Genomic DNA, 24137 nt, shown 5'->3' with positions numbered 1-24137 from the left:
CTCTGATGAAAAATAATGATATTTATAGGTAGCTTGAAAATTTTCATTTTTTCAAAAGAATAGAGTGCTTCCCGCACTCTATTCTTTTGAACACCATTCACTATTTATTTCATAGCTGCTTTTGCTTTAGTAATAGCTTCGTTAGCCTTTGTAGCAAAACTATCCAAAGCTTCCTTGCCGGTTGCGCCTCCAGTTAAAGCACGTTGTAATTCAGGGAACCAGAACGTACGAATATCTGCATATCCATCAGCAATCGTTGGTGCATCTGTCGTAAATTTACGTGCATATTCAGCGTATTTATACTCTGGATCGTCATAAAGACCAGTAATCGAATTACGAACCGAGAGACCACCTGTTTGAATCAAGTTTTTCTTACCCCATACAGGATCATTAGCAATAAAATCAATCAGCTTTTTGGAAGCTGCAATCTTAGCTTCATCCCCATTGTTAAATACAGCCATACCGCCCAGATATGGTTCAAGCTTTGGTTCTGAACCATCTAGTGTAGGGAATGGAAGGAGAATATCTTCGAACTGTACCATTTTTTTAGATACGTTCTGTGCTTTTAGTACAGCGGAATAGTTAAGTGTAAAGGCCAATTTACCTTGCAGGAACAAATCGTTCACGTCAGCAGCCGCAAGTGAAGCTGCACCAGAGACACTGAGTTTATCTTTCGTAGCTTGGACAATCCAATCTAACGCTTTAGCAGCATTATCAGTATTGATAGCGACTGCTGAGTTATCTTCATTTAAGAATCGGGATACACCTAAGTTAGCAAGATAAGCGCGAGTGCCTTGGTCTCCAGCTTGGCTCTTCGCGAAGAATCCTGTAGGAATAACGTCCGGTGCCTTTTCTTTTACAGCTTCCAACGCCTTTTTATATTCTTCAAACGTCCAAGTTCTATCTTCCTTATCCAAAGGTAGTAAATCTAGAGCGCCAATCTTTTCAAAAATAGATTTATTAACAGCCATCATAAAAGGCGCTGTGTTGATCGGGTACATAAAGATGTTGTCGCCTACACTTGACTGCTTCCAAAAAGCTTCTGAAATATCATTCTTCACTTCATCAGTCACCATGTCGTTAAGCGGTGCAAGCAAATCCTTTTTACCCCAATCGATAATCCGTCCAGGTGCATCATAGATCACATCAGGTGCGGTATTCGAAGCAATTGCGACATTCAGTTTTTCAGGGCCGCCTTCAAAGGTGATCATCTCAAGGTTTACTTTAATTTCAGGATTCTTCTCATTAAAAGCTGCAATGATTTCCTTCTCATACTTGCCTACTTCGCCATCTAAAGCTTGAAAGCTCGGAAAATTCCACCAAGTAATTTCTACTGGTTTAGCAGCAACCTCAGTTGCTGCGGGCTCTGTCTTGTCAGCATTATTACTTGGTGTAACCGCTGAATTCGCTGTGTTCGTATTTCCACATGCAACTAACTGTGTACCTAAAAGTGCGACACCAACAATACTCATTAGCCCTTTTTTCATTGCTTTCATGTGCTACCCCCAATTATTTTTTGTGGAATAAAGTACTGCTCTCATTCCTTGCGCTAATCATAAATCAATTGTAAATTCAGGAGAATCCCACTCCTTTTACTTTTAGGGTTCATTTCTGACATATCCCTTCAATCTACCCCACTTCAATGTTATAATACATTACATATTCCACCTATTAACAATTGAATTTATATTTTTTCACTTTTTCGCCTTAATGTAACCCTTTTAATCTTACATCTAATGGTATTCTCTTACGAGTGATCCACTATAATTCTAGTCTTCCGGAGGGATTTCATGTATAAATTGATGATTGTAGAGGATGAGCCATTAATACGGACGGGCTTAAAATATTACTTTGCTTGGGAGGAGCTTGGGGTCCACAGCATTATTGAAGCAGAGAATGGCAGAGAAGGAATGACCACCGCGCTACGCGAGAAGCCCGATTTGGTGATCACCGATATCCGGATGCCCGAAATGGATGGGCTTCAAATGATTGAACAGATTCGCAATCTGCTTCCTGATACATTATTTATCATTTTGACAGGATTCAACGATTTCGAATACGCTCAGAAGGCTATACAAGTAGGGAATGTACATGCTTTTTTGCTTAAGCCTTTGGAATATGAAGAAAGCCTTCTAGTAATACAAAACTGTATGAACAAGCTTCATCTAAAGCGGCAAGACCGATTAAAACGTTCTAATCTGGAAGGGGCAGAGCTTGTAAAGCTGTTGCTAGAGGAAGAACATTCAGTAATAGATGATGCTATTATCCATGAACTATGTAATTTCAACAGTAACTACTATCTTTATCTCCCCTTTGTTTTGACTGGCATTCCTATGAGAGAAACGCGCACGCAATCCACCCTATGGATGAGAGAATATGCGGAAAAGTTCATTCATTACGCAGTGGATGAGTATCTCCATGCCTCTACACCGCACTCTATTTTTACATATTCATCTAAAACAAAGCTCTATGGTCTTATTGTATTGGGATCTCCGTCTTCTACTGACAACTTCCCTCTTCAAACTCAAGTACAGATACGAATCGATCAATATCTGAAGGCGCTTACGCTAGAACATCATCTAGGCCTCTATTTAGTTATAGGTAAGACGACGGAGAACCCTGCACAAATACATACTTTGCTGCACGATTCCGATCGAATGTTATATCAACGCTTTTACATGAGAGATTGCAGGTTATTCTATGTGCCACAATGGACAGAAAACTCAAATTCTCAGAAACCATCCTTAATTCAACTAGATGAGAATGATAAGAAACGGATGATCTCCTGTATCGAAAGTTCTAACGAAATAGAGACGCTCCAGCTGATGCACCGCCTGGCTCAAGATATTTTGAGTAAAACCGATGTCTCTTCTCCTGATTACTGGCTCGCATTTCTTCAGGAAATCATAAGTGTTATAATCCGCTTCGCCAATAAAAACCACATCCATATCGAAGGTGTGTACAGCGAAAAGCTCCTGAACCTTACCTTTGTGGATGATTTTGATTCGCTTGAGACGCTTTTTGACTGGCTTGGCAGGTGGATGATTCATTTGGGGATTGTTTATACCGAAGGACTGACACACAACCACCAACAGGATGTGATCATATTCGAGCATATTAAATCCTTCATTAAAGAAAATATTGATCAAGACGTGACTCTGCAGATGGTAGCAGATCGATTCTTCTATAATCCGTCTTATTTAAGTCGCCTCTTCAAGCGGAAACTCGATAAGAACTATATGCGATTTGTAACCGAAATTCGGATGGAATATGCGCAGGAATGCTTAAAAAAACCAGAGATTCTAGTGACCGATGTCTGTACGATGTGTGGTTACAAAAGCTATAAGCATTTCGTGAAAACATTCCGAAGTATCACCAACATGACCCCATCAGACTATAGAAAACAATCAGGCTGGTGACCTAAAATGATGCAGATTGAGCAACCAAAGAGACGCTACCGGATGCGACATGTCAATCGTCAAATTTTCATGCTGATGATCCTGACCATTACCATTCCACTCCTGATCATATCCGCAATCATCTATATCTTTTCAAACCAAGCCGTCAAAAATGAATACCAGAGCAGCTCAAATCTGATCCTTAATAACCTCTCGTTCAACATTGACCAATATCTTCAAAGTATTGATAAAGGTACACTGAACGCACAGGTAGATAGCCAGCTCCAAACCGCACTTGAGCATTGGACGATCCATAAAGACGACGTCGGAAATGACCTGAATATTCAGTATGGAAACACGATTGAGCATTTCATCAGCGGGATTGAGATGACGATTAAAAATGTTGATAGTGTGCAGATTTTTTCGGGATCACGTGTGTTCTACTCTGCCAATTTCAATCGTGCGGATTATGATGTGAAGGATTATACCCAGGAGGATTGGTATTTACAGACCCAGCAGAAAAAAGGCGGAGTGATTCTATTTGGCAGCCATGTCCCCTTCTATCGCACCAATTCCAAACAATCCGTCATTTCTATTGCCCGAGTCATTAATAAAAAAGGAAGCAAGCAGCCCATTGGCGTCATGTTAATCGATATCCGATTGGATTCATTACGTGAAATCTTAAAGCTCTCGGAGAATAGCAAACGAAAATTCATTATTTTAGACGATAAGGGCGGTAGTGTTTACAGCTCTGACATCTTGGAGACCTCACCCTTACAACCTATCCCTATAGAACCTCAGGCGCTTAATACTTTCATGAACAATGATACGGGAAGCTTTTATGGTACTTTTGATGATAAAGACTCGTACATTAACTTTGTTACGTCTCCCTATTCCAACTGGAAGGTCATACAGTATATAGATGAAAAAGAGATGACTAAGCAAGCCACTTTTCTCGGAAAAATCATTTTAACATTAGCGCTCTTGTCGCTTGTCACTGCGATCTTATTCATGTATATCCTATCGGAGCGTGTCACTAAGCCTATTATTCTTTTAAGCCGAAAGGTTAAGCTGGTGGGGATGGGGAACTTTGATGTGGATTTGTATAGTAATCGTCAAGATGAGTTTGGTGTTCTATACAATGGAATCCGAAAAATGGTGAAAGACCTGCAAAATTATATCGAGCGATCTTCTATGGCCAAAGCACAGCAAAAAGTAGCTCAATACGGCGCCCTTAAAAGCCAAATCAATCCACATTTCCTTGCGAATGTACTTGAATCTATTCAAATGAAAGCTATCATTAATGGGCAAAGAGAGATTGGCGAAATGGTGGGGATTGTAGGTAGATTGTTTCGGATTCATATCCAGACCGGAAAGATAACCGTAACCCTGCGAGAAGAACTTGAACACGTCCGGCTGTATGTAAAAATCCAACAATTACGTTTCGGGGACAAAATTCAATATATTGAACAGCTAGAACCTAATACCGAAATAATTAAAGTCATGCACTTTTCCCTTCAACCCATCGTTGAGAATGCTATCGTCCATGGACTGGAGTGTCGAAATGAACCGGGTCTCCTTGAAGTCTCCTCGATGATTTCGGGGGATAACATGCTAATTATCGTTAAAGATAACGGAATTGGTATCGATGAAGAGAAACTTAAACAGTTACGTCTTCGTCTCTCTCAACCATCAGACACCCTAGATGAAGATCATATTGGTATAAAAAATGTTCATGATCGTATTCAATTTCATTTTGGTGAAGCCTATGGGATTGAAATCACCATTCAAGTAGGTGAAGGGACGACCGTGATCATCCGACTGCCAGCATAATCCTAAACATTCTGCTCAGTGATTCCTGCTTCAGGATCGAAGGTAAGCATTTTCGTTGCAATTTTATCGATGAAGAAGCGGTCATGACTGACGGTAACTACGGCTCCAGGGAAATGAATGAGTGCTTGCTCCATCACCTGAATACTCGTCAAATCTAAATGATTCGTTGGCTCATCCAAAATAATAACAGCCGCGCCAGAGAGAAGGCATTTCGCTAACGCTACTCTGGCCTGCTGTCCACCTGACAGACTGCCGATCGTTTTGCTCAGATCCATTTCCGAGAATTGTAGCATCGATAGAAATTTATTCACTTTTTTCCGCGGAGCATCGAGTCCCAGCCCGTACACATTTACGGCATGACTGACTGTATCCTTAACATCGAGTTCGTCCCACATCTGATTGAAGTACGCGTAACTGATCCCACGTTCCCAAGTCACACCACCCGTTTCAGGCTCTTCTTGCCCAGTCAATACCTTTATGAGCGTCGACTTCCCACTTCCGTTAGGCCCCACAATAGCTATCCGATCTTCCTTTTGAATATCGAAGCTAATGTTCTGGAATATCGTCCGACCATCATAGCTTTGTCCAATTCCCTTCACTTCACCAAGCTTGTCCGGAAACCGTAAATTGCTGTAGATATCGGTGATCAGTACGTTCACTGGATGAGGCTCCACACGCTTTTTCATATCTGTCAGTTTACGTGATAGACGATCCTTCGAGGACTTTTTGTTCCCGCGGGTTTCAATGGCTTCCGACTCCATAAGTAGAAGCTCTTCTTCCCACTCGAATTGACGATCAAGCACCTTTTTGCGCATCTTCTTTTTACGAACATAGTCGGTGTAATTGCCTTCATATTCCTGAAAATGATAATTCTCGATTTCTATTGTCCGCGTGACTACTCTGTCAATAAATTGCCGGTCATGGGAGACGAGAATCATCGCCCCATTAAAACGGTGCAGCCACTGCTCCAACCATACGATCCCTTCGATATCCAAAAAGTTAGTAGGCTCATCGAGCAATACGACGTCGGGCATTTCAATTAAGACTTTGGCCAGTGCCGCACGGTTCCTCCAGCCTCCTGATAACTCATCAACAGGTTGATGCCGTGATCTTTCATTGAAGCCCAACTTCGTCAGAACAGTGTTGATTTCTACAGATACATTCCAGCCATCTAAATGATCCATTTGTTCAAAAAGCGCTGCTTGCCGCTCTAAAAGTGTATTCATCTGGTCATCATCCGTCACTTGTCCAAGCTGTTCCCCGATTTGGTTAAGCTCCTGTTCGATAAGCGCTACCTGCTCAAAGCACAATTCTAACTCTTGCTGTACAGACAAGGAGCCGGAAAGCTCCGAGAATTGAGAGAAATAACTGATCTTCACATTGGGATCTAACTCTACTTTCCCTATTGTTGGCTCCTCTTTTCCCATCATCAGTTTAAAAACAGTAGACTTCCCCGCACCATTTCGTCCGATTAACCCAATCCGCTCACCCTTGCTAACTCGAAAATATATATCTCGAAAAATCAAAGTATTCTCATATTTCTTAGTTACGTTCTCCATACGGATTACGCTCAAATCTATCACCCCTAGTTCATATAGATCAAAATACAGCTCAGAACACTCAAAGAGCTATTATAGCACTATTTTAAAAAGGACTTTATAATCATATTTAATCTTCTAGAAAACAAAAAAAGGTCGCTGTCAGCGGACCTTTTTCTGCATTACGAATCCCATCACATTCTCACTCTCATCACTTGCTGCTTATTTTTTCAAGATATCAATATACTCCTCTTTCTCGCGATCAGGCCCCGCATCAAGTTTCAAACGAATGAATTTGGGTTGATCCAATACGTTGCTGCTAAAGTTACTTATAAATCCATCCTCACTGCCACTTCCGCCAATCGAATTATTTTTCAATTCGCGCTTCCCAACCCGCGATGTCAACTCACTGGGGGTCTTTCCAAATAACTCATTCCTGATCTCCCAATCGGTTTTTAATGCCTCACTTAACGTAAATTTAACTACTATACTTAAAGGAGATAGCTCCACCTGCGCAAGATTCACTTCATGTCCGTCAATCATAAAAGGCTGATTTATAACTACTGTCTCGGTCTTCTGTTCCCAGAATTTTGGATCAATAGCGAAGCTCACCTTTAAACGATCAGAATAGCGCATGTCAGCTAGATCCGTTCCCGTTTTTGGTTTTGCTAACATTCCTGGATCCACTGAAGTGATCTGAAAATTCGCCACCACCTCTTTTGGAAATGCTTTATCCTTATCTAGTGGATAGATAGTTTTTCCGAGCCATGTATAAATACTATCCACAGCATGTAAACCCATCCCACCTCTACCCCCATTTTTATCCACTACACTTTGTCCCGTCACAGCATCTGTCAGCCATACACTATTCACATTGTAAATTTCCTGACCATCACTTGTAGTCCCTGTATATAGCAGTATAATTTTATTTTCATCAGCGATTACAGCATTTAGAGTGATCTTATATCCGTTTTTCTCAGCGCTCTTATTCACGATTTGCACATAATCGTTTCGAATTGCAGATTCTAACGTAAGGGCATCAACATCAGATTCAGCCAGCTTCTTAAAAGGTTCCAACACACCCCAATCACTTGATTCAATACTGGTAGAGGCTTGCTGTGGCATCAATTGGGTTGGATTGAAGAAGAGTAAACCTGCAATCAAAACAGATGCAGTCAGTACAGCCATAGCGCTTCTAGCAAACATTAGCTTTTTTCCGCGCTTTTTACCTAGTTCGAGTCCTGCTTGAATGGCATAGATTTGTGCGGCCGCACTCTCCATTTTTTGCTCCTGTGGGATCCGTTCAGCATCGATTAACATGGCAAGCTCCTCCTGACTACTCATGGTTCCAATCACCCCGATTCTTAATGATCGTTCTTAACTGCTTGAGTCCTTTATGCTGCCATGTCTTGACCGTTCCTTCAGGTTTATCCAGTATTTTAGCAATCTCATTTAAGGTCATATCGTTGTAGTATTTAAGCAGCAGCACATGGCGATACTTGGGTTTAACCTGTTCAAGTGCCCACAGCATTTCCATCCGATGATGGCCAATGTGCGTAATCTGCTCTCCTATTCTCTCGTCAACAAGCGGCATGGAACGCTTTCTACGTCTTTGTTCATCTATACAGACATAAATCAGGATCCGAATGATCCATGATTTAAACGCTTTTGGATCCTTTAACGTTTTTCTTTTGATCCAGGCCCGGCAAGTCATTTCCTGCATCGCTTCAAGCGCATCATTCCGGTTACGCAAGTAGCTGTAGGCAATACTGTATAGCTGTTCTCTATGTACCAATATAGAATCGTAGAAATCCGTCTCGCTCCGAGAATCAAGAATCGTTACCTTCTTCATTTCTGCATTAGTCATCGTCATATCCTTCCTTAGCCCCCTCTCCTAAACCTCTCATAGATTAAGACGGGGAGGGTATAGAAACGGTTTTTATTTGTATTAACTTTTTTGGGACTGAGCACTTAAAATTATAACATTCTATAAAAAAAGAACGATAAATGTTATGATAAGTAAAATTGGACATAATCAACAGTACGCACTTAAAAGTACCATAGGTACTAAAAAGTACCCATACATTGGAGGATATCATGACAACTATCAAGAAAAAATACAATATTTCTGTTGAGGCCACACTCGAAGTAATTGGAGGGAAATGGAAATGTGTAATTTTGTGTCATTTAACTCATGGCAAAAAGCGAACATCGGAACTAAAACAGTTAATGCCCGGAATTACTCAAAAAATGTTAACCCAGCAACTACGCGAACTTGAGGCCGATGGAATTATCAACCGGATCGTATACAATCAGGTTCCACCCAAAGTGGAATATGAGCTTAGTGAGTATGGTGATAGTTTAAGCGACATTTTAACTTCTCTATGTAATTGGGGAGAACAACATATCATTAAGCAGTATGGCGATAAATATGCTGTTTTAGAGGACAACATTTTAAATAAATAAATTTTACCCCATGAAAAAAAGGACAGTTAAATCAGAATGATTTAACTGTCCATAACTTAAATTACTCCGTCTCCTCCAATAGCAGTTGCTGTGAATGATATGGGTCCAAATAGATTTATAGGCAAGTTGCTGTCATTCTGAATTACCAATTCATAGTTGTGGATTCCAATATAAGGACCATCAACCCACTGAACATTTAATTGAATATCAGTAGTTGTAGTAAAACGAAAAAAGGAGCTATAAATATCGACTCCAGCACGTCGGATTAAAACAAGAAATTGACTATCAGCAAGTGCAGTAAGACTAAAACTACCATTTAACTCGACTCTACTAGAGAAAGAAGCTGGGTTAGCTGGGCTAATATTTACTTGCGCTGTGGCAAGACCCGCTCCAGCTCCAGGAATTCCTGCAACCGTTGTAACAGCATTAAACGGGTCTAAAGGGATTTTTGCCTGTGAACCATAACTTATATTTGTCGCCATTTATCATCACTCCATTCCAATTACAAGGTTATACATTATTATATTGTGAATCAACAATGATAGATTGGACTTAATTGCTGATGATAATATACATTTAAGTGATACTTTGCTAGATCATATAAACCTAGATGCTCTGTATCATCATCTAATTTCCAACCATTGACAAACTCACTCATCAGAATTACAATTTCCAAAATATCATGAACAACGCAGACAAAGGGTAAGTAGACAATCGAACATGGACTTCAGAGAGCCGGTGGCTGCTGCGAACCGGTGTCCAGCGCTTGATCGAATGGCCTTTAGAGTTGCTCTTCCGAACCATCTTAGCTGATGTTGTAGGGAAAGCCGGGTTTCCCGCCGTTATCAAGGGACCTGTATCGAGATTGTCTCAGACCTTCTCCGTACCGGTAAGAGAAGATCGTAATACTAACGAAACCTGGTTGCGCGATCATTTAAGGTGGTACCACGACAACTTCGTCCTTATTGGATGAGGTTTTTTTGTCATTTAAAGGAGGTGATGGCCATGGATGATGGCTGGTGGTGGCGACTCAATATTAATCAGAAGCGACAAAACAGGAGGAATTCAAATGATAAAAGAACGTGTATTAACTGGAGATCGAGTGACCGGAAAGCTGCACCTTGGCCATTACGTGGGCAGTTTACAGAACCGAGTGACTCTACAGGAGCAATATGATACTTTTGTGTTTCTAGCAGATATTCAAGCCCTAACGACTCACTTTGATCGGCCTCAATACCTTGGTCAAAACTTGAATGAAATCACACTGGACTATTTATCGGCGGGTATAAATCCAGATAAATCCACCCTATTTATTCAATCTATGGTTCCAGAGATCGCTGAGCTGACCGTCCTATTCTCCATGTTTGTTACTGTGAATTCTTTACGGCATAATCCCACGATTAAAGCCGAATCGAAAAATTCCAGCTTAGATGAATTGTATTATGGTTTTCTAGGTTATCCAGTTAGCCAGGCTGCGGATATAACCTTTTGTAAAGCGACGATTATTCCTGTAGGAGAAGACCAGCTTCCCCATCTGGAGTTGACCCGCAAAATCGTACGTAGATTCAACGAACTGTACAGCCCCATCCTTGTGGAGCCCAGAGCGCTCATCAGCGAGACGCCAAGACTAGTAGGAACAGACGGCAATGCTAAAATGAGTAAAAGCCTCGGCAATGCTATCGAGCTGGACTCTACGAAAGAAGAGATCACCTTCAAGATCCGTAAAGCCACAACTGATCCAGCCCGTGTTCATAAAAATGATCCTGGGCATCCAGATATTTGTCCCATTTATGCTTATCATCGTGCTGTTCGTTGGCATGGCGCCCCAGAAATTCACGATAGCTGCGAAAGTGGCAGTATAAGCTGTTCAGCCTGTAAGCAGCTTATCACGACAGCTCTAGACCAGCTAATTGAACCAATGCGTGAGCGTCGCTCCTATTATGCTGCCAGACCCAAGGTTGTTGAGGATATCTTATTATCCGGAACTAAGCGTGCCCGCGATATTGCTCAAGAAACGATGTCCGAAGTACGCGAGGCTATGGGCCTTAATTATTTTTCAAAATAAAACTGATCTCTAAGGGCAATAAAAAAACGCCGGACTCTCTATTGAAGAGAGCGCCGGCTGTTTTTGCTTCGCTTGCAGCTACAAGCGTCGATCCCTCCTTGAAGCTATACTCTGGACCAGGGGTTAGGACTTTATACTTGTCCGCTTCTATATAAAAATACTTTCTATAACGTAAATCCTTTCTTCAAAAAAAGGCCGTAACCCCCTAAAGCGAGATTACGACCTTAATTTTATACCTTACAGCACCCAATTCCCTTTACGAAATACCGGCTCAATCGTACCATCCGCCAATTCTCCGTCAATATCCAGCTCAGCTGAACCAATCATAAAATCGACATGCGTTAAGCTGACATTAGCACCTCGTGCGACAAGCTCTTCATTCGTAAGCTTTGTGCCGCCTTCAATATTGACAGGATAGGCACTTCCCAACGCGAAATGGCAGGAGGCATTCTCATCAATCCCTGTATTGTAGAAAATTCGGTTCAATCGAGAGATTGGAGAATCATGCTGGACTAAAGCTACTTCTCCTAAATAGGATGCACCTTCATCGGTTGCCAGCAGCGAAGTCAGATGCTCACGTCCGGACTCAGCTTCATATGCTACTACTTTTCCATCTTTAAAAGTGAAGGAAAGGCCTTCTACCAAACGTCCGTTCAGATTCAAAGGAAGTGTGCTTCTAACTGTACCATTCACACCTGTACGATGTGGCATAGAATAGATCTCTTCCGTTGGCATATTAGCCACGAAATACACACCTTTATCATTCTCTCCGCCGCCTCCACGCCATAGATGTCCTTCTGGAAGCTCCACATGCAGATCCGTTCCCGGAGCGCGGTAATGCAGGCTTTTATAACGCTTAGCGTTCATTCTATCCTGACTTTCTTTCAATTGACCGATATGCTCTCTCCATGCGGCAACTGGATCCTCGCTACCTACACGATTCATCTGGAACACCGCTTCCCACATAGCCTCTACTCGCTCTTCCTCTGGAAGATCAGCAAACACCTTGTTCGCCCAAGCACGCGTTGGAGCCTTAACGAGAGACCAGCTAATTTTGCTATTACGAGTATATTTGGAGTAGTTTTTGCGAGCAACAGCTGCCGCTTTAACTGCTCTTGACACTTTGTAAGAATCAATACCATTGAACAATTCCGGATCTGGTACTTTAATATGTAAGATGGCGCCGTTCTCTTCCGCAAACTTCTCCATCATTTCTGCTTGCCACTGTGGATAGTAATCGAAGGAATCTTCTGGGGCTTTTTCGTAACGAATACGTGTAGTCGCTTCATCGTCCCAATCAACGATTACATATTTAGCACCTGCTTCATAGGCTTTACCTACAATCAAGCGAGTAAGCTCTGCCGTTTCAATAGGTGCATGCACCATCAAAACTTGTCCAGGCTGTACATTTACCCCTACTTTTACAACCAGGTTCGCATATTTCTCTAACATGACATCAAAATCTTTCATGAATTCTCTTCCTCCATCTCTATGGTTGCTTTACTGTCGCACCAAAGCACCGGAGCTCCTTAACAGCAGACGGTCAGCTTCACTTCTTATTTTAACGCAAAATGCTAAGAGTTGCGATTCGATATAATAAAGCGGCCCCCATGAAAGGAACCGCTCACGTAAATCTTTATTTTTTATCTACTTGCAGTAACGTTACCGTCTTTAAAGAATAGGTATGCATTATCTTGTCCTCAGAGATTACGTTAAGCTTGGTCAAACTTGCTATCTTCGCGGGATCTGATTTGGAAAGCATTCGCCACACTTCAGGGTCTGATAAGGTTTCATATAACTTGAGATCATCATATTCTTTGCGATTTTGCATCACTAGCTTCACTTTGTAGCTTCCAATCTCAGTCTCGGTGGCCCCCTGCTCACTACAATAGCTAAGAATATCCTGCCGAAGCTCTGCCAATTCTTTTTCAATTTCCTTTTGCTTTTGCTTCAGTCGATAATACTGCTGCACCTTTTTCTCCATCACTTCACGCTCCTCTATAGACATATGTATGCCGGAAGCGCTAAATAAATAAGTTGAGTTCCCTATCATAAAATTTTATAATGAGCCGGGAACGCTAGTTTGCAGCAAACTACATTATTCCACAAAAACATTGATTCGGCAGGTGACTTATGTTTCATTCTTATTTTTTCCCAATTTCTTATGCCTTTATGATGTTTCCTATAGCGGCATTGATCTTCACACTCCCTTTTCTAATCGTTCAATACCGTAGACACGGCTACATCCATAAGCTTAGAGCTTTGATCCTATACTTATTGCTGCTCTATCTGATGAACGCTTATTTTCTCGTTTTGCTTCCGATGCCTTCCTCAAGACATAATATGGCACCTTCGGGAAGTATGATGCAGCTCGTCCCTCTTCAATTCATACAAGATATTATAGATGGTTCTAAGATCATACCTGATCAGATTTCAACGTATTGGTCATTACTGCGCGAGCCTGCTTTTTTACAGGTGATATTTAACATCGCTTTGACCGTGCCGTTTGGATTGTTTCTGGGCTACTATTTCCGAACGCGCTGGGGAATGTGTATTCTCTTGTCTTTCATACTTTCGTTATCTTTTGAGGTCACTCAGGTTACAGGCATCTACGGCTTTTTTGATCATCCCTACCGTCTATTTGATGTCGATGATCTTATAACCAACACGCTGGGAGGGATCTTTGGATTCCGAATTTCTATCTGGATAAACGGGTTACTGCCACGCATAGAACAACTGGATACGAATATCGACCGTTCTGCAAAAAGAGTCTCCTATACCCGCAGAGGGATTGCTTTTTTCATCGATAGTATGGTGTGGATCATTGGGTTTGGTGTACTTTATGGATTCGATATAAAAAGTGCTTTCTGGATTGTAACAGGGATTTACTTCATCCTGATTCCAGCTTTTACTGGTGGGCGGACCTTAGGCAAATGGATTGTACGTATTCGGGTAACGAACAGAGGTAATCGAGCTTCTTTCTGGGCGCTTATGATCCGATATGGTCTGCTATATTGGATATTACTTGGACTTCACGCGCTTGTTATCGATTCTGATGTGACAGGGCTTCTATCTTCACCATTGAGAACGGTCGCTTACCTCATTGTTCTACTGGTCGATTTAGTTTTCTTTATTCATTTAATCATTAAGGTATTCAAAAAAGATGACCAGCTAATCTATGAGAAATTAAGCCGAACCTCGCATGTTATTTCATGGCCTGAGAAAAGATTGCATAACGATGCCTCCAACAGCAGCTCTTTAGAGGATTAAAAATCTTCATTTTATATAGTATTTATACAATGGAATTTATTATAAAATAGGAAGGCAAGGATTCTCAAAATTTAGGAGATGAATGAATGGAAACTACAAGTTGCTTGCAGTTGTCTAGAAGTCTTCCAGAAGAGCAGGGCATATCATCAGCCGCAATATCCAGCTTTATTGATGCAGTAGAGAAGCAAAGCTTAGGTCTGCATAGCTTCATGCTCCTTAGGCATGGGTATGTGGTCTCTGAAGGCTGGTGGTCTCCTTATAAGTCCGATCTTCCACATATGCTATTTTCCCTTAGCAAAAGCTTCACCTCAACGGCAATCGGGATTGCGGTCACAGAAAAGCTAATCACACTCGACAATTCAGTCATCTCCTTCTTCCCTGAAGAGGCTCCTGCGACTATCACTGACAATCTATCCAACATGACAATCAGACATCTATTGATGATGGGTACCGGGCATGTCGTGGATACTATGGACACACTTCATAAAAGTGCAGACGGGAATTGGGTTAAAGCTTTCTTCTCAGTCCCAGTGGAGAAACAACCAGGTACACATTTCCTATATAATACCGGCGCCACTTACATGCTGTCCGCGATCCTTCAACGAGTTACTGGCCAAACACTGCTAGAATATCTAGAACCGCGTCTGTTCGCTCCGCTCGGTATTCACGGAGCAACTTGGCAGTCTTGTCCACGTGGAATTAACACGGGGGGATTTGGCTTAAGCATTACCACAGAGGATATCGCTAAATTCGGCCAGCTTTACTTACAAAAAGGGATCTGGAATAATCAACGAATCCTGCCTGAACAGTGGATTAATGAGGCAACTTCCAAACACATTTCCAATGGCGAAGGCGATCATGACTGGGCGCTCGGATATGGTTATCAATTCTGGAGATGCCAACACGGAGCCTACCGCGCCGATGGCGCATTCGGACAACTCTGCGTTGTTCTTCCCGATCAGGATGCGGTAATTGCTATTACTGCCGCTTCAAATAGTATTCAAGGTATTTTGAATGCAGTGTGGGAGCATTTATTACCCAATATGAAAGATGTCCCTCTTGTGGAAGAACAAGCATTAGCAGCCAAATTGGCAGACCAATTAAAAAACTTATCGATAGACCCTCCACAATTGCAGCGGTCATCTTTTCAAGAAGATCAATTGAATGGTATAACCTATACACTCGATGACAACCAATTTTCACTAGCTACTATCTCTATCTCTTTCAACAATGATGAAGCTGAAGTTACTTTAATAACTAAACTTGGTGAAAAGAATGTCATTCGATTAGGCCGAGGACAATGGCTCGAAAGCTTTGCACTCATCCTGGAGCCTTTCATGAACCGGATCATGTCCAGCTTTACTTGGACTGCAGAAGATCAACTTAAATTGTCCTTGCTATTTGTTGAAATGCCTTTCTTAATTACACTTGATATTAATATTCTAGAGAACATGCTTATCCTTAAGCAGCGGATTAATGTGAATATGGGACCGCTTGAATTCGATGATATAATCGGAAGAATACAATAGGTATAGTTAATAAAAGAAAGGCCGCTTCGTCCTATGCAGGAACTTAGCGGCCTTATATCCCTTTTTTTATTCCGAAAAATCAGCTAGCTTCAACATGACTGGGCAATGATCACTACCCATGATCTGACAATCAATTTGGGCATCAATTACATTAGGTGCAAGTCTAGAAGAAGCTAAGAAATAATCAATTCGCCAGCCCACATTCCGCTCTCTCACCTTCGGCATATAAGACCACCATGAATACACTCCCTCAAGCTCCGGGTGAAGATATCTGAACGTATCTAAGAAGCCCGACTCAAGCAGTGTACTCATTTTCCCTCTCTCTTCATCCGTAAAACCGGAGTTCCCACGGTTAGCCTTTGCATTCTTGATATCAATATCTTCATGGGCAACATTTAGGTCTCCACAGACAACAACTGGTTTACGCTTATCCAGTTCTAAGAGATAATTACGGAAACGGTCCTCCCATTCCATTCTATATGCCAATCGAGACAGATCTCGTTTGGCATTAGGCGTATAGACGTTGACCAGATAAAAATGTTCGAACTCTAATGTAATGATCCGGCCTTCTGCTTCTTCATCTTCTTCCATCCCATATCTCGCAGAGATCGGCTTGATTTTAGAGAATATTGCCGTACCGGAATAGCCCTTCTTCACTGCGTAATTCCAATATTGATCGTATTCTTCGCCATGCTCCAGTGTAATTTGCCCTTCCTGAAGCTTTGTTTCTTGAACACAGAAGATATCCGCATCTACTTCTTTGAAATAGTCATTAAACCCTTTTTTGACACAGGCCCGAAGGCCATTAACATTCCATGATACTAGCTTTATCATCGGCTTTTCTCCTTGCATTTTGCTTTAGTTATACTATTACTGCGGTTATTATATCACTATAGTGAGCTGACGGGATATGTATAGCAGCAAAAGCCGCACCTCTCTCCATTGCGGAGAATTGGTGCAGCTTTTGGTTAATTCATACGCTAGCTAACTTATAGACCAATGGCTGTAGCTGTGAATGTAATTGGGCCTTTTATTTGAATTAAACTTCCAGCATTATTACTATTAGCAAATAGAACACCCAGTGTATAAATTTGGGTTCCCGGCAGTCCACCATCCACAGCAAGCACGTTTACAATCTGAAGGTTGTTACCAGGTTCGAAGAATCGATTGAGCGGGCTACTGTATACTTTTGTAGCACCTCTGTAAATATCTACTCGAATATCATCTGTAAATGAAAAACTATCAACACCGAAACTCGCTTTTAGCTCAACTCTCGAACGATAAGTTGCAGGATTAGCCGGATCAAGAAATACAGAGGTAGTAGTTATTCCTTGACCAACACCAACCGCCAATACTGGACCATCAACAGTTAAAAACGTAGAACCATAATCAATAATTGACGCCATTCTTAACACTTCCTTTCAAGGTTATACAACATTCTATGAAAATGAACTGAACCTTGAATGGATATATCATATGGGAGAATAGTATATTTTTATCATAGATTTATATCCTAATCATTCAACATCCGTGATACAATAACCAAATTGACACTATACAAATATTATTAAATACGTGAGGTAAAGAGACTTATGAATGCACCAACACTATTACGAGGGTTTAACTTTTTGTATTTTGCGTTGCTGGCTATGTTTATTCCTTTTCTGCCAGTCTATTTAGGGGAGCAGGGTCTTAACCCGGCGCAAATTGGATTCATTATTGGTACTGGAGGGTTTGTTACCATTATTGCTCAACCCTTATGGGGGATGATCAGTGACAAAACAAGAACGATCCGCAAAGTGCTGTTAATTCTGTTGTTATGCTCTGCGGTAACGGGATACTTTTTATTCGATTCTAGCAGCTACGTGCGACTTATTCTTTTTGCGATGCTGCTCTATTTCTTCTTAATGCCTATCGATCCGCTAGCTGAAAGCCTGAATTTCCGGATCTCTGAGGCAGCTGGAATTAGTTATGGTTCGATACGTACATACGGTGCGTTAGGGTACGGTGTTATGGCCCTACTCACAGGTTATGTGATGAGTTATTTCGGTTCACAAGGGATGGCCTTGCTGTTCGTCGCGATTAGTCTTACAAGCTTCGTAGTCAGCTGGTTCATGCCAGATGCTCCTGTGACCGGTAAACCGGTCACACTTGACAGCCTGAAGCATTTTCTTAGCAACAAAGAAACACTGCTATTTCTAGTGCTCATCTTTATTAGCTCCGTTCCCGCACGAATGAACGATACCTTCCTTGGAGTTTATATTCGCGAGCTTGGTGGCAGTCCTGAATTAGTTGGTCAATCGTTCTTTATCGCCGCAATGAGTGAAATTATTGTGTTCGCCTTAAGCTTTTGGTGGCTGCGCAAAGGAAAAGAGCTAATCATTATTTCGATTTCTGGAGCCTTTTATTTTCTTCGATTCTTTATTTCGGCCTGGATTTTGGATCCGCATTTATTAGCTTATCTACAGATTCTACAAATCCTTACCTTCCCGGTATTCTACTCTGCAGCTATTCAGTATCTATATAGTATTGTGCCTGTGGAATGGCGTGCTACGGGTCAAACTGTGTTGGCGTTACTGTTCTTCGGTGTATCAGGAATTCTCGCCTCTTATGCAGGTGGAGCATTATATGAAGCCTTTGGAGGTAAGGTCCTTTATTTAACAATTTCCGTGATGTCATTTATCGGTATGCTGTTCGGATTGATATTGTACAGAATCTATGGAAGTAAACACGCTAATAAAAAGAATATAGCCACTCATTAATCTTCCAGCATTCAATAGTCTTACACTTCAAATTCATGCACTGTTGTTCGCAGCACTCTAGTTGATAATTCAGCTAGAGATGCTTTTTTATGAACTTCTACCTAAGTCATTCTTTATGCTGCTCCATAAGCTGTTTCAGTTTGATTTCAGTATTTGAATCTGCGGCAGGTGTATAAATACTACAACGTAAATCTGTGCTGCCTTGAACCTGTAGTGAGGTTAAATGAAATAACATTTTCCCTGCTTTGGCATGTCTGAATTCCAATAGCACATCTGGAGCAGAACTTACACGACTTTTTTCCCACATTTCATTAAACGCTGGATGCAGTCCCTTTAATTCCTCTATGAATTCATCGTACCAACGATCCTCTACATATTGTCCGTAATACGCTCTGAAGATGGATAGATAACCACTTACGAATTGTTCCCAATTTACAGCTAAACGTCTGAACTCCTTACGAACAAATAACAAACGAATCATGTTTCTCTCCTCGATGGGCAGCTTAGAGAAATCTAGAAACACATGTGCTGCAGCCTCATTCCAACCTACAATCCCGCAACGTCGGTCTGAAATAATCGTAGGACAAGTCTTAAGCTCCTGTAAGATTTTCTGTAGAGAAGGACTAATTACTGAGGATTCCTCTTGCTGAAATAGAACGTTCCCTGTTCCAGTCTCTAGTGCTAGTGCAAAAAGATATTTCCGCTCATCATTAGTTAGCTTTAGGGCAGTCGCAATACAGTCCAGAACAGACGAAGATACTTTAATATCCCTGCCCTGTTCTAGCCACGTATACCAGGTACTGCTTACCCCCGCTAACTGTGCAACTTCTTCCCTGCGAAGTCCAGGCGTTCTCCTGCGTGTGCCTTCTGGCAGTCCAACAGAGCTGGGTGAGATCGCAGCACGGCGTGCTTTTAAGAAATCTGATAATGCCTGCAACCTCGTCTGATTAGCCATACGCTTCCTCTCCTCTCTGTTACATTCTTTAGTATAGTACAAATTATACTATGATAAACGATAACTTGTAATAGGATAAAATAAGTGGAAAAATACCTATATACACTTCTTGAGGAGGTTCATTATGGAACGCGTAGTTATTACAGGTATGGGCTTAATCTCGCCCCTTGGAAATACAATAGAACAATTCTGGGATCGTCTAGTTTCTGGTGAGTCGGGTATTTCCCCAATCACTTCATTTGATACCTCTAACTTTAAGACAAAGATCGCGGGAGTCGTGCATGATTTCGATGCGGAGGCCAGATTTGGCCGTAAAGAAGCACGCAGAATGGATAGATTTAGTCAGTTCGCTCTGGCAGCCGCTGAAGATGCCTGGACACATTCCGGTCTACAGCTTGATAAGATTGACAAGGAACGTCTCGGGGTTTATGTAGGATCAGGCGTTGGTGGAATTCAAACCTTGATGGAACAAGGGAATGTGCTAAAGGGCCGCGGACCAGATCGGGTCAGCCCCACTTTAATTCCCATGATGATCTCTAATATGGCTGCGGCGATGATCAGCATTAAATTAGGAGCTTTAGGTCCTACAATGTCTCCAGTAACTGCCTGCTCTATTGGAAATACGGCAATCGGTGAAGCCTTCCGGTTGATCCGTTATGGAGGTGCCGACATCGTAATTGCTGGTGGATCAGAAGCAGCCATTACTGAAATCTCTTTAGCCAGTTTCGGCAATGCCACCTCCTTATCCACTCGAAATGAGGAGCCGATTAAGGCGAGTCGGCCTTTTGACGGGGAACGTGACGGATTTGTTATCGGTGAAGGTGGCGGAATAGTTATTTTGGAGTCACTTTCTCATGCGCAGCGTAGAAACGCCAAGATTCACGGAGAGGTTATCGGTTATGGTGCCAGCTCTGATGCCTATCATATGGTCGCCACCCATCCAGAAGGAATTGGTGCTTATCAAGCGATGAAGCTGGCCATGAATGAAGCTAATCTCCAGCCCGAAGAGGTGGATGTAATTAGTGCTCATGCCACGAGTACAGTAGTAGGTGACCGCTCTGAGACCCTTGCGATAAAGAAGTTATTCGGTGATCAAGCCTACCAGATTCCCGTAACCGCTAATAAGTCCATGACTGGACACGCCTTAGGGGCGGCTGGTGGCCTAGAAGCCATTGCCCTTATTAAGAGCATTCAAGAAGGAATCATCCCACCTACCATTAATCAGGAGGTCAAAGATTCCATCTGTGATTTAGATTATGTCCCGAACATTGCGCGAAAATCTGATCTTACTATAGGTATGTCTAACTCCTTTGGTTTCGGTGGGCATAATGCTGTCATTGTGATTCGAAAGTTTGAAGATTGACCAATCATCCATAAAACGGGGTTCCGACTTAGTCATTCTTAGGACTAATTGGAACCCCGTTTCTACTGCCAATTTCAAAAAAATCTGTTATTCCATCGTTGATACGTGGCTCCCCCAGATAGAGATACCTTCCTTGGAAACCGCAGTAAACGTCATAACGTTACTAGTTGTTGCTTCATTCCACTCTTTCAGGAACACCCCATTATAAGTAGAACCGTCAATGGTAAGCTCAGCAGTATGATCATCAATAAGCTTCCATTTCCCTTTTACTGCTCCTTTAATCTTACCGCCCTTAGTGAATTCAATCAGCTCCGACTGCACGATATCAGCCGTAATGTCTTTGTTATGGTTTACATATTTATATTCGCCTGAAATTTGCTCTTTTGTGTATTTCTCTATGCTCTCTCCGCCATAGCGGTGCGGGGCTACAACCGGCCAGCCCTCACTGTTCATAAACATCTGATGAACTCTTACCTCATGCTTTTCTCCACGATTCGGGAACCGTGTATGGAAGATCAGATAATACTTGCCATTCTCTTCATCATAAAACGCTGAGTTATGACCTGGTGATACATATCCTTCTCCACTCACTGGCAGCTCGTCATCTGTATTCAAGAATTCGAAATTCCCCATTAGCTTCACTCCATAAGGAGCATATGCTGGATCATCGAACAATACGGATGGCGATCCTTGTGCATTAATCATATCTTGACCCTCAGAATCTTCGAAAGGTCCATCAGGCGCCTTTGAACGAGCTACACGGATGTTATATCCACCGTCTGCAGCCAGACCACCGTAGGATAGGAACAGATAGTAGTAATCCGTTTCCGGACTGTACAGCATATATGGAGCTTCTATCCGAGCATGGTTCGCACCCAAAAGCTTTTTGCCATAACCTTGATCTGGCAGCGGGAAGCCTGTATTCGCATCTAGTTCCATAATAAAAATACCACCGGAGTAAGAGCCATAGACCATCCACAGCTTCCCTTCTTTATCAAAGAACACATCCGGATCTACTACATTCGGCTTTTGAGTGGCATCATATATTTCTCCATCATCACCCTTGCCCATCATACCTGACTTCAGAATGATTCCTTTATTCTTATAAGGTCCCTCAATATTGTCCGACACAGCTATGCCGAGTGCAGACAACGGGGAATCCCCTTTACAAGCATTGTAATACATATAGTATTTGCCATCCGCCAATTGGATAACATCGGGTGCCCATAAGGTATCCGTCTGTGCCCATTTTAATGCTTCAGCAAACTCCTCTTTGACATTAGGAATGAGAACGTTTCCTTCTACCACCCCAGAGGACAGCTGAGTCCAAGACATCAGATCATTTGATTTAGCAGATGCTAAATGAGAGCCGAACACATAGTATTTGTTATCTGTCATAATGATCGACGGATCATGTACAGATACATTTTTGAAGACAGGCTGCGCAGAGTCAGCTACGTTATTTGTGTTGCTGGAACTAGCTGAATTGTCATTGCACGCGGTTACTGCTAATAATGAAACGCTGATCATTGTAGTCATAATTGCTTTTCTCATCGTTATACCTCCTATGTATGCCTTTTCATTTTGAAACGAAAACAAACAATAGTCAATCCTTTTATTCAACTAAGTTCGTATTAATTCATATTTATTTAAATAATAGTGAACATTCATACACATAAAAAAACGCCAAGCCATCGAAATGGCCTGACGTTTCTTTTATATTTTACGTAAAATAATCTGTTTAATTAGCGCCTTCTTGTACCAAAACTGGCTCTGGATAAGCATTCTTAAGCACACGTTGTCTGTTCTTAACAACTGCCGGCGGTTCCACCTTAGGAGCCATCGGATGCATTAGCCAAGACTTCACCATATGGGTATCCGAAACCTTATACATTGGAGGCTCTTTCTCCATATCGATTTGCATAGCGTAAGTGGAACGTAGTGCGAAAGCATCGCCCTTAGGCGGTTTGATCAAATCTGGAGGAGTACCAGGAATTGCTGTTAGCAAAGATCCTTTGCTCTCTAGACTTGGCATGGAAGCTAGCAAGCCCCAAGTGTATGGGTGTCTTGGATCGTAGAAGATCTCTTCCGCTGTTCCCATTTCAACAATTTGTCCAGCATACATTACAGCTACACGATCTGCCATTCTTGCTACAACCCCGAGATCATGGGTGATAAAAATAATAGCCGTATCAATCTTCTTCTGCAATTCCTTCATCAAATCAAGGATTTGTGCTTGGATGGTTACGTCGAGCGCAGTAGTCGGCTCATCCGCAATCAGAAGCTTAGGGTTCGCAGCAAGTGCCATTGCAATAACAACACGTTGACGCATACCACCACTGAATTCATGTGGATATTGATTGAAACGACGTTCTGGAGAAGGAATACCTACAAGATTGAGAAGCTCAATCCCACGTTTATTCGCATCAGCCTTGGAGATGTTCTCATGTTTAAGCAGCACTTCAGTAATTTGTCTGCCGACCTTCATCATTGGGTTCAGAGAGGTCATCGGATCTTGGAAGATCATACCGATCTCTTTACCGCGGATCTTCTGCATCTGCTTCTCTGTCTTGCCAATCAAATCTTGTCCATCGAATAGAATCTGTCCGCGTTTATATTCTCCTGGTGGTGTAGGAACTAGCTTCATAACCGCTTGTGAGGTTACACTTTTACCCGAACCTGACTCCCCAACAATCGCTAGAGTTTCACCTTTATCTACATGGAAGCTAACACCACGGATCGCTTGTACCTCTCCGCCGTGTGTTTTGAATGATATCGCTAAGTCTTTTACCTCTAAAAGGCGCTCCATCTTGTCACCCTCTCATTTCCTCGTCAATTATGATAATGATTCTCAGCATGTTGTAAGCAATAAGTATTATTTTATCTAGTTTTAAGGGTTCTAGTCAAGATTTTTCTGAAAAAAATACGGCTAACCTCACACTTTAGTACTAGATCTAA

Annotated in this window: 20 protein-coding genes and 1 other annotated feature; of the genes, 8 read left to right on the top strand and 12 right to left on the bottom strand. The window is 41.9% G+C overall.

What is annotated here, in order from left to right:
* Positions 1–104: 104 nt before the first annotated feature.
* Positions 105–1496, bottom strand: coding sequence for an ABC transporter substrate-binding protein (locus MKX41_RS05865; RefSeq protein ID WP_076121384.1), 1392 nt, complete (start codon positions 1494–1496; stop codon positions 105–107).
* 294 nt (positions 1497–1790) lie between these two features.
* Between MKX41_RS05865 and MKX41_RS05860 the strand changes: the two genes are divergently transcribed.
* Both MKX41_RS05860 and MKX41_RS05855 read left to right on the top strand, forming a co-directional pair.
* The gene (locus MKX41_RS05860) at positions 1791–3419 is read left to right on the top strand and encodes a response regulator (protein ID WP_340969080.1); all 1629 of its coding nucleotides are present in this window, start codon (positions 1791–1793) and stop codon (positions 3417–3419) included.
* A gap of 6 nt (positions 3420–3425) precedes the next feature.
* The gene (locus MKX41_RS05855) at positions 3426–5231 is read left to right on the top strand and encodes a cache domain-containing sensor histidine kinase (RefSeq protein WP_340969078.1); all 1806 of its coding nucleotides are present in this window, start codon (positions 3426–3428) and stop codon (positions 5229–5231) included.
* A gap of 2 nt (positions 5232–5233) precedes the next feature.
* On the opposite strand, the gene MKX41_RS05850 is transcribed toward MKX41_RS05855, so the two are convergent.
* From MKX41_RS05850 to MKX41_RS05840, 3 genes are all read right to left on the bottom strand, one after another.
* Positions 5234–6805, bottom strand: coding sequence for an ABC-F family ATP-binding cassette domain-containing protein (locus MKX41_RS05850; RefSeq protein ID WP_340969077.1), 1572 nt, complete (start codon positions 6803–6805; stop codon positions 5234–5236).
* Positions 6806–6991: 186 nt separating this feature from the next.
* Complete coding sequence (locus MKX41_RS05845; protein WP_340969076.1) at positions 6992–8113, bottom strand: DUF4179 domain-containing protein; 1122 nt, start codon at positions 8111–8113, stop codon at positions 6992–6994.
* The gene (locus tag MKX41_RS05840; protein WP_042187570.1) at positions 8106–8642 is read right to left on the bottom strand and encodes a sigma-70 family RNA polymerase sigma factor; all 537 of its coding nucleotides are present in this window, start codon (positions 8640–8642) and stop codon (positions 8106–8108) included. Before MKX41_RS05840 ends, MKX41_RS05845 begins: the two co-directional genes overlap by 8 nt.
* Positions 8643–8866: 224 nt before the next feature.
* Here MKX41_RS05840 and MKX41_RS05835 point away from each other — a divergent pair, with 224 nt between their 5' ends.
* Positions 8867–9235, top strand: coding sequence for a winged helix-turn-helix transcriptional regulator (locus MKX41_RS05835; protein WP_042187569.1), 369 nt, complete (start codon positions 8867–8869; stop codon positions 9233–9235).
* Between the two features lie 56 nt (positions 9236–9291).
* Here the strand turns inward: MKX41_RS05835 and MKX41_RS05830 are convergent, their stop codons facing one another.
* Positions 9292–9717 (bottom strand): hypothetical protein, encoded by a 426-nt coding sequence (locus tag MKX41_RS05830; protein ID WP_339247582.1) that lies wholly within the window; start codon positions 9715–9717, stop codon positions 9292–9294.
* A 201-nt stretch (positions 9718–9918) separates the two neighbouring features.
* Positions 9919–10202, top strand: a binding site (T-box leader).
* A gap of 102 nt (positions 10203–10304) precedes the next feature.
* Between MKX41_RS05830 and trpS the strand changes: the two genes are divergently transcribed.
* A complete protein-coding gene (trpS, locus tag MKX41_RS05825) occupies positions 10305–11300 on the top strand; it encodes a tryptophan--tRNA ligase (protein ID WP_340969075.1) in 996 nt (331 codons plus the stop codon).
* A 237-nt stretch (positions 11301–11537) separates the two neighbouring features.
* Here trpS and MKX41_RS05820 read toward each other — a convergent pair whose 3' ends face one another.
* Both MKX41_RS05820 and MKX41_RS05815 read right to left on the bottom strand, forming a co-directional pair.
* Positions 11538–12770, bottom strand: coding sequence for an aminopeptidase (locus MKX41_RS05820; RefSeq protein ID WP_340969074.1), 1233 nt, complete (start codon positions 12768–12770; stop codon positions 11538–11540).
* A 166-nt stretch (positions 12771–12936) separates the two neighbouring features.
* Positions 12937–13284: a hypothetical protein gene (locus MKX41_RS05815; protein WP_076282841.1), complete on the bottom strand. Its 348-nt coding sequence runs from the start codon at positions 13282–13284 to the stop codon at positions 12937–12939.
* 149 nt (positions 13285–13433) lie between these two features.
* Between MKX41_RS05815 and MKX41_RS05810 the strand changes: the two genes are divergently transcribed.
* Together MKX41_RS05810 and MKX41_RS05805 are read left to right on the top strand one after the other, a co-directional pair.
* Positions 13434–14570: a VanZ family protein gene (locus MKX41_RS05810; RefSeq protein WP_339247573.1), complete on the top strand. Its 1137-nt coding sequence runs from the start codon at positions 13434–13436 to the stop codon at positions 14568–14570.
* Between the two features lie 86 nt (positions 14571–14656).
* On the top strand, positions 14657–16099 hold the full coding sequence (locus tag MKX41_RS05805; protein ID WP_340969073.1) for a serine hydrolase domain-containing protein: 1443 nt from the start codon (positions 14657–14659) through the stop codon (positions 16097–16099).
* Positions 16100–16165: 66 nt separating this feature from the next.
* Here MKX41_RS05805 and MKX41_RS05800 read toward each other — a convergent pair whose 3' ends face one another.
* Both MKX41_RS05800 and MKX41_RS05795 read right to left on the bottom strand, forming a co-directional pair.
* Positions 16166–16930: an exodeoxyribonuclease III gene (locus tag MKX41_RS05800; RefSeq protein ID WP_340974825.1), complete on the bottom strand. Its 765-nt coding sequence runs from the start codon at positions 16928–16930 to the stop codon at positions 16166–16168.
* A gap of 158 nt (positions 16931–17088) precedes the next feature.
* Complete coding sequence (locus tag MKX41_RS05795; RefSeq protein ID WP_339247570.1) at positions 17089–17505, bottom strand: hypothetical protein; 417 nt, start codon at positions 17503–17505, stop codon at positions 17089–17091.
* Positions 17506–17691: 186 nt separating this feature from the next.
* On the opposite strand from MKX41_RS05795, the gene MKX41_RS05790 reads away from it, so the two are divergent.
* Positions 17692–18861 (top strand): MFS transporter, encoded by a 1170-nt coding sequence (locus MKX41_RS05790; RefSeq protein ID WP_042187555.1) that lies wholly within the window; start codon positions 17692–17694, stop codon positions 18859–18861.
* 106 nt (positions 18862–18967) lie between these two features.
* Here MKX41_RS05790 and MKX41_RS05785 read toward each other — a convergent pair whose 3' ends face one another.
* The gene (locus MKX41_RS05785) at positions 18968–19816 is read right to left on the bottom strand and encodes a helix-turn-helix transcriptional regulator (protein ID WP_339247564.1); all 849 of its coding nucleotides are present in this window, start codon (positions 19814–19816) and stop codon (positions 18968–18970) included.
* Positions 19817–19940: 124 nt separating this feature from the next.
* Between MKX41_RS05785 and fabF the strand changes: the two genes are divergently transcribed.
* Complete coding sequence (gene fabF / locus MKX41_RS05780; RefSeq protein WP_339247561.1) at positions 19941–21179, top strand: beta-ketoacyl-ACP synthase II; 1239 nt, start codon at positions 19941–19943, stop codon at positions 21177–21179.
* Positions 21180–21266: 87 nt separating this feature from the next.
* On the opposite strand, the gene MKX41_RS05775 is transcribed toward fabF, so the two are convergent.
* The gene (locus MKX41_RS05775; RefSeq protein WP_340969072.1) at positions 21267–22733 is read right to left on the bottom strand and encodes a glycoside hydrolase family 43 protein; all 1467 of its coding nucleotides are present in this window, start codon (positions 22731–22733) and stop codon (positions 21267–21269) included.
* Positions 22734–22920: 187 nt separating this feature from the next.
* Positions 22921–23988, bottom strand: coding sequence for an ABC transporter ATP-binding protein (locus MKX41_RS05770; protein WP_042187548.1), 1068 nt, complete (start codon positions 23986–23988; stop codon positions 22921–22923).
* Between the last annotated feature and the right edge of the window lie 149 nt (positions 23989–24137).

Origin of the sequence: Paenibacillus sp. FSL R5-0475 (assembly GCF_038004585.1) — a bacterium.
Taxonomy (GTDB): domain Bacteria; phylum Bacillota; class Bacilli; order Paenibacillales; family Paenibacillaceae; genus Paenibacillus_AQ.
Note: the sequence above shows the minus strand (reverse complement) of the source record. Positions and strands in the feature narration are given on the sequence as shown.